Origin of the sequence: Brevibacillus sp. NPDC058079, from assembly GCF_042885155.1 — a bacterium.
Lineage (GTDB): Bacteria > Bacillota > Bacilli > Brevibacillales > Brevibacillaceae > Brevibacillus.
Map to the genome: position 1 here is coordinate 469,607 of NZ_JBHVSO010000005.1, position 6,156 is coordinate 475,762.

Genomic DNA, 6,156 nt, shown 5'->3' on the forward strand with positions numbered 1-6,156 from the left:
AGGTTTTTTATGTTGCACCACTGCTATTTGTATAAAGAGGAGACGAAAGGCGTAATTGCTGCGATAACGGCGTCACAAAACACATCGGAACGACGTACGCGATTATCCGTTAACAGGGAATAGGCGCCGCCGCGATGATTACTGCCGACGGTTTTCCCCCATTCATCTATGATGGTACTGAGCTCAATTTGCTCCTGCTGGATTCGGTGAACGGCTTGATTCGGGATAGGAAAAGCCAATCCTTTTCCAATAAATAGCTCACTTCCATTCCAGGCTGCGCAGATGGAAATCAAATACCACTGTTTTGTAAACTGCTCATCGTACATAAGCCCGCCTTCCAAGCCTAGCCCAATGTCTGCTTCTGGGGTTTGACTACGTGCAGCTTTTGCTCGATTGATCGCTCCTGTAATCGTTTCTTCTTCACTCATCGGCTGAGCCGCTACACCCGAGGGGACAGATAAGCAGAATGGCTCCGTTCCGGTTGCTTTCTGTACAGCGAGACGCTTTGCTTCATTTTTCGTTCCGAGCGCATAGCGGAAAATATGATAATCCAACGGCTGGTTCCACCTCTTTCCATCATCGATGCTAGTCGTAGTATACCACCTTTTGATTCGACCGCGATTCTCTAGGTTGTGATAAGATAATGCATAGAAAAGAGTCAGACCTAGCATACGAAAGAGAAAGAGGAGTGGACGATGAAATTTACAAAGCTGCATGGCTTGGGTAATGATTACGTTTACGTCAACTGTTTGGAGGAAGACTTGTCGGGTGTAGATTTACCCGAATTGGCTAGAAGGGTGAGCGATCGGAATTTTGGCATTGGGGGCGATGGACTGATCCTCATTATGCCATCTGAGCGAGCAGACTTTCGCATGCGGGTATTTAACAATGATGGCAGCGAAGCAAAAAATTGCGGAAACGGCTTGCGCTGTGTGAGCAAGTACGTATACGATCACGGTTTGACTCAGCAAACAACGTTTACCGTGGAGACATTGGGTGGGACCGTTACTCCTGTCGTATCGCTTGGAACAGACGGTAAGGTCGATCAAGTAACAATAGATATGGGAGAGCCTCGTTTTGAGCGAGCAGCAATTCCAATGACAGGTATTCCTGAAGAGCAAGTGAGAGAAGAAGTAATCGAAGTCGGTGGAACTGCGTTTACGATGACTGCTGTTTCGATGGGCAATCCTCATGCCATCCTTTTCGTGGATGAAGTGAAGGAAGAAGATGTTCGTCACTACGGGCCAATGATCGAGTATCATGAATGGTTTCCTGAACGCACTAATGTCGAATTTATCCAAATATTGAATCAGGAGGAAATTCTCTTCCGTGTATGGGAGAGGGGATCAGGTGTCACGCTTGCCTGTGGGACAGGAGCTTGCGCTGCTGCAGTAGCTGCCCACTTGAGTGGAAAGACCGGTAGAAAAGTCACTGTTCACCTGGCAGGAGGAGATCTCTTTATTGAATGGAAGGAAGCGGATAACCGCGTCTATATGACGGGTCCGGCTACTGAAGTTTTTTCTGGTAAGTATTTGGGGGAGCTCCCATTTAAATAACAGCAAGCCAAAACCGTTCCGTCGAAATCGACAGGAGCGGTTTTTTCACAAAAAATAGCGTGGTCACGGCGAATCCTTCATGCCGTCACCACGCTATAGAATTCGAATGAGCGTCACGCGTTGTACACCTCATTTAGGTATGCGACATCTGTGCGATCGTACTGAGGGGTATTTTTGTTCATCTTCGCCAGTTCCGCTTGCAGTCTTTTCAATTCTGCTTCCATCTTCTTGATTTCTTCTTGCATAGCTTGTGCTGTCATGGTGGTTCTCTCCTTGTTGTCGTTTTTTATCTAAATTTATTGACTATTCTAACGAAAGGCCAAAACAATGTAAATAGCCTATATTTGGATGTAAGCGCTTTATTCGTGAATAGTCTGTGAACGGTTGTTCAGATTGTCTGATTTGGTCTTTTGAGAGCAACGCAATCGGGGAAAAATAAGGTCGAGAAGTGTAATACTTTGTATGTTCTTTACGAAAAGTCATGTTATGATGAAGCGTAGTATTCGGGCATCTTGCCCTTAGGAAGGTGTGTACTGGTGATTTACTTGGACAACAGTGCGACTACCCGGCCTCATCCTCAAGTGATTGAAACCGTTAGACGCGCGATGGAAAGCTACTATGGAAATCCGTCTTCTTTGCATCAAAAAGGAGTAGAGGCGGAAAATGTACTGAAGCAGGCGCGAAAGGTTGCCGCTCAGTATTTGGGCTGTAAAGAAAGTGAAGTTATTTTTACTTCAGGTGGTACGGAGAGCAATAATACGGCGATCAAGGGTATAGCCTTTCAATATCAAAACAGAGGGAAACATATTATTACGACGCAGGTAGAGCATCCGGCTGTTTACGATGTTTGCAAACAGTTGGAAGGCCTAGGGTTTACTGTGACGTATCTGCCGGTAGATAACGAAGGTCGTGTATCGGTAGAAGCTGTTCAGAAAGCAATGCGTCCGGATACGATTCTCGTTTCGGTTATGCATGTGAACAACGAGCTGGGAACCATTCAACCGATCTTGGAAATCGGACAATGGTTGAAGCAATTCCCGAAAGTCTTGTTTCACGTCGATGCTGTCCAAGGAATTGGGAAAGTTCCTTTGCGCATCAAGGATTCAGGGATTGATCTGTTGAGCGTCTCTGCTCACAAGTTTTACGGCCCCAGAGGAGTCGGCATTTTGTATAAACGAGAAGGCTTGATCATTCACCCGTTGATGATGGGTGGCGGTCAAGAAGGCGGTGTTCGCTCAGGAACGGAAAACCTCCCAGCCATCGCTGGTATGGCAAAAGCAATCCGGATTCTAGAAGAACTGGGCAGCGTGGAGATGATCAGGCTGCAAACATTGAATCAACTGCTTCGGGAAGGGATTGCAACGATTGAAGGTTGCATAGTCAATACCCCGGAAGCGAATACGGCTCCCCATATTATGAACTTGTCAGTACCAGGAGTAAAAGCAGAAGTCCTGTTGCATGCTTTGGAGGATAAAGGCTTTCTGATATCCACTAAGTCCGCATGCTCATCCAAAGTCAATGAGCCAAGCAGAGTTTTGACTGCGATTGGCATCGAGCGGGATTGCGCATTGTCGTCTCTGCGGATCAGTCTGGGCCGTGAAAATATAGCGGAGGACATTCAGCAGTTTTTGAAGGCGTTAGAGGAATGCGTCAGTGTGCTTCGTACCTATATAAAACAACAACCTGCCCCCGCTCAAAGAAAATAGTGTGGACAACTAAAAGGAGATAAACATGAACTACGATGTTATTTTAATTCGTTATGGTGAGTTGGCGCTTAAAGGGAAAAACCGCGATCAATTCGAAGAGGCACTTGTAAAAAGTGTGAGAAACGTACTGCGCTCGTTTTTTAAAGTAAAAGTTCGACGCAATTACGGTCGGATGTATGTGGAGCTGCACGGTGAGGACGCTTATGCGGTTATGGAACGATTGAAGCGCGTTTTTGGTATTTCTTCCTTTAGTCCGACGATCCAGGTAGATCCTGATATTGAAACGATCAAGGAAAAAGCGCTGGAGTTGGTTCGTCAATTGAATCCACAACCGCGTACGTTCCGCGTGGTTTCTCGTCGTGCGGATAAACGCTATCCGATTCCTTCTATGGAAGTGAATCGAATGGTGGCAACGCATATCTTGCGCGCACTGCCAGCGATTAGTGTAGACTTGCACGAGCCAGATACCATCGTGAATGTAGAAATTCGCACAGAGGGTACTTACATTAGCTGTGAAACCATCCGGGGACTAGGTGGCTTGCCAGTTGGGGTGAGCGGAAAAGTACTGCTGCTTCTATCTGGGGGAATCGACAGTCCTGTCGCTGGCTGGATGATGCTGAAGCGTGGTGTGACGCTTGAAGCGATCCACTTCCACAGCTATCCGTTTACGAGCGAGCGTGCTTTGCAAAAAGTGCGTGACTTGGCTCATAAGCTGACGAAATGGGGAGGAACTGTTCGTCTCCACGTCGTGCCGTTTACTGAGATTCAGACAGCTATTCGTGAAAAATGTCCAGAAGACTATTTGATCACCATCATGCGTCGCTTCATGATGCGCATTTCGGAGCGTGTTGCGGAAAATACCAATGCCAAGGCACTTGCAACAGGAGAAAGCCTCGGTCAAGTGGCGTCGCAAACCTTGGAAAGCATGGACACGATCAACAAGGTGATTTCGATTCCGATCCTGCGACCACTCGTCGCTATGGACAAGGTAGACATTGTGGACATTTCTCGCCAAATCGATACGTACGAGCTGTCTATTTTGCCGTATGAAGACTGCTGCACAGTGTTTACACCGAAAAATCCTGTGACACGACCGAAGCCTCGCCTCGCCGCAAAATTTGAGGAAGCGCTGGATGTAGAAGCGTTAGTGGAGGATGCTGTAGCGCGAACTGAAATAGAAGAGATTACAACGAAGCCAAAAGAAACGACAACTGACCTGTTCTAAATACAAGTCATAGAGAAAATCGCGACACGGGGGAGAAGGAAGCATGATAATCCGTTATGAGCGCAATGGTAAGGTGAAGCATGGCTGGATGGTGGAAGAGGATCACAAAGTACGCGTGATTGAAGGGGATATTTACAAAATCCATACAGCAAAACCGATCATGACGGGTCTAGAACTACCTTTGGATGAGGTCACGTTGAAGGCACCAAGTGATCCAAGCAAGGTCGTATGCATCGGATTGAATTACCGGGACCATGCGGCTGAGATGGGGATTGACCTGCCAAAAGAACCGTTGATGTTTTTGAAGCCTTCCACAACTGTCATTGGACCTGGTGAACCCATCGTCTATCCAAAGCTGACGCAGAACCTTCATTATGAAGGCGAACTCGCCGTGGTGATTAAGAAAGAGGCCAAGAAGATCAAGGCTGCGGATGCAGACGATTATATTTTGGGATTCACTTGTGCGATTGATGTGACCGCGCGCGATCTGCAGATGAGCGATGGGCAATGGACACGGGCAAAAGGCTTTGATACGTTTTGTCCTCTTGGACCTGCTATTGCGGCTAAACTGGATTATCATAACTTGCGTATCGTGACACGAGTAAACGGGGAAGTGCGTCAGGATGCTCGCACTGACCAATTGATTTTTTCGATTCCGCAGCTGATCGAGGCTGTATCTGCGGTTATGACGCTTCGTCCTGGTGATGTTATTTTAACCGGGACTCCATCTGGTGTAGGTGAGCTTGTTCCAGGTGATGAAATTTCGGTAACTATTGAAGGGATCGGAACCTTAACGACGCATGTAGTCGCTGAAGAGTAGTCATACATTCTTTGATAAGATTGACCAAGCCCCCTGCTTGTGTGAAGTGGGGGCTTGGTTTTTTATTTTATTCTTCTTTGTTCGGATCATCATGAATGGGATGCGCGGATGGGTCTTGTCGAGGAAGGTCTTGATGCATCTGCCGTGTTTCGTAAGTGAATCGAGTGGTGGTGGAATGTTGTCCGGGCTCCCAGCCCGTTGCTTTCCCTAAGCGAGTTTCGTTGGTGGCAGCTCCAAATGGCCCCTCGGGGAATTCTTCCTGAAGGATTTCATTGCGCTGCGACTCTACAGTAGATAATTCACTGTAATTGTCGTTTTCGTATTCTTCATAGGTTGGTTTTGGATCCATAGTAACACCGCCGTTTATTTGTTGGGTACTTCACGGTTACGCAGCTTAAACACCTAGCGGTTATAGTGTGAAATAAAAAGAGAATCGCTATTCGTTTTTCCTATTGACTCCGTCACTTGTTTCATTTATATTTAAATTCTGCTCGAAACAATCAATACACATAAAAAATCACTGATAAAAAAGTGAGAGAAATACTTGACTTATACCTGGTGATTTTGTTATATTAGATCTTGTCGCTGCTGAACGAAGCTGAATGGTTAAAAAAACCTCTTGCAAAAACGGTTGCGATATGATAAGATCGAAAAGTCGCCTTCGGGCGAATGACACAGAGTGCTCTTTGAAAACTGAACAGCGAAAGCGTTAATGAGTCTATCATTAAATGATTTGCCAGCTTTGAACCAGTAACAAACTTTATTGGAGAGTTTGATCCTGGCTCAGGACGAACGCTGGCGGCGTGCCTAATACATGCAAGTCGAGCGAGTCTCTTCGGAGGCTAGCGG

At 46.6% G+C, this 6,156-nt stretch carries 7 protein-coding genes and 1 rRNA gene; 5 read left to right on the forward strand and 3 right to left on the reverse strand.

What is annotated here, in order from left to right; genetic code table 11:
* Positions 1–23: 23 nt before the first annotated feature.
* Positions 24–554: a DUF84 family protein gene (locus ACFVS2_RS18070; protein WP_173618452.1), complete on the reverse strand. Its 531-nt coding sequence runs from the start codon at positions 552–554 to the stop codon at positions 24–26.
* 141 nt (positions 555–695) lie between these two features.
* On the opposite strand from ACFVS2_RS18070, the gene dapF reads away from it, so the two are divergent.
* Positions 696–1,556 carry a diaminopimelate epimerase gene (gene dapF, locus ACFVS2_RS18075; protein ID WP_173618451.1) on the forward strand — a complete coding sequence of 287 codons (861 nt, stop codon included), beginning with the start codon at positions 696–698 and terminating at the stop codon, positions 1,554–1,556.
* Positions 1,557–1,669: 113 nt separating this feature from the next.
* Here dapF and ACFVS2_RS18080 read toward each other — a convergent pair whose 3' ends face one another.
* Positions 1,670–1,816, reverse strand: a complete 147-nt coding sequence (locus tag ACFVS2_RS18080; protein ID WP_017250402.1) for a hypothetical protein — start codon at positions 1,814–1,816, stop codon at positions 1,670–1,672.
* A 276-nt stretch (positions 1,817–2,092) separates the two neighbouring features.
* On the opposite strand from ACFVS2_RS18080, the gene ACFVS2_RS18085 reads away from it, so the two are divergent.
* The 3 genes from ACFVS2_RS18085 to ACFVS2_RS18095 are packed head-to-tail and all read left to right on the forward strand — an operon-like array spanning position 2,093 to position 5,307.
* Positions 2,093–3,262 carry a cysteine desulfurase family protein gene (locus ACFVS2_RS18085; RefSeq protein ID WP_390236208.1) on the forward strand — a complete coding sequence of 390 codons (1,170 nt, stop codon included), beginning with the start codon at positions 2,093–2,095 and terminating at the stop codon, positions 3,260–3,262.
* Positions 3,263–3,287: 25 nt separating this feature from the next.
* A complete protein-coding gene (gene thiI, locus ACFVS2_RS18090; protein ID WP_173618448.1) occupies positions 3,288–4,487 on the forward strand; it encodes a tRNA uracil 4-sulfurtransferase ThiI in 1,200 nt (399 codons plus the stop codon).
* Between the two features lie 43 nt (positions 4,488–4,530).
* Positions 4,531–5,307, forward strand: a complete 777-nt coding sequence (locus tag ACFVS2_RS18095) for a fumarylacetoacetate hydrolase family protein (protein WP_173618447.1) — start codon at positions 4,531–4,533, stop codon at positions 5,305–5,307.
* Positions 5,308–5,374: 67 nt separating this feature from the next.
* Here ACFVS2_RS18095 and ACFVS2_RS18100 read toward each other — a convergent pair whose 3' ends face one another.
* A complete protein-coding gene (locus ACFVS2_RS18100) occupies positions 5,375–5,656 on the reverse strand; it encodes a hypothetical protein (protein ID WP_007720859.1) in 282 nt (93 codons plus the stop codon).
* Between the two features lie 411 nt (positions 5,657–6,067).
* On the opposite strand from ACFVS2_RS18100, the gene ACFVS2_RS18105 reads away from it, so the two are divergent.
* A 16S ribosomal RNA gene (locus tag ACFVS2_RS18105) occupies positions 6,068–6,156 on the forward strand; the annotation flags it as partial.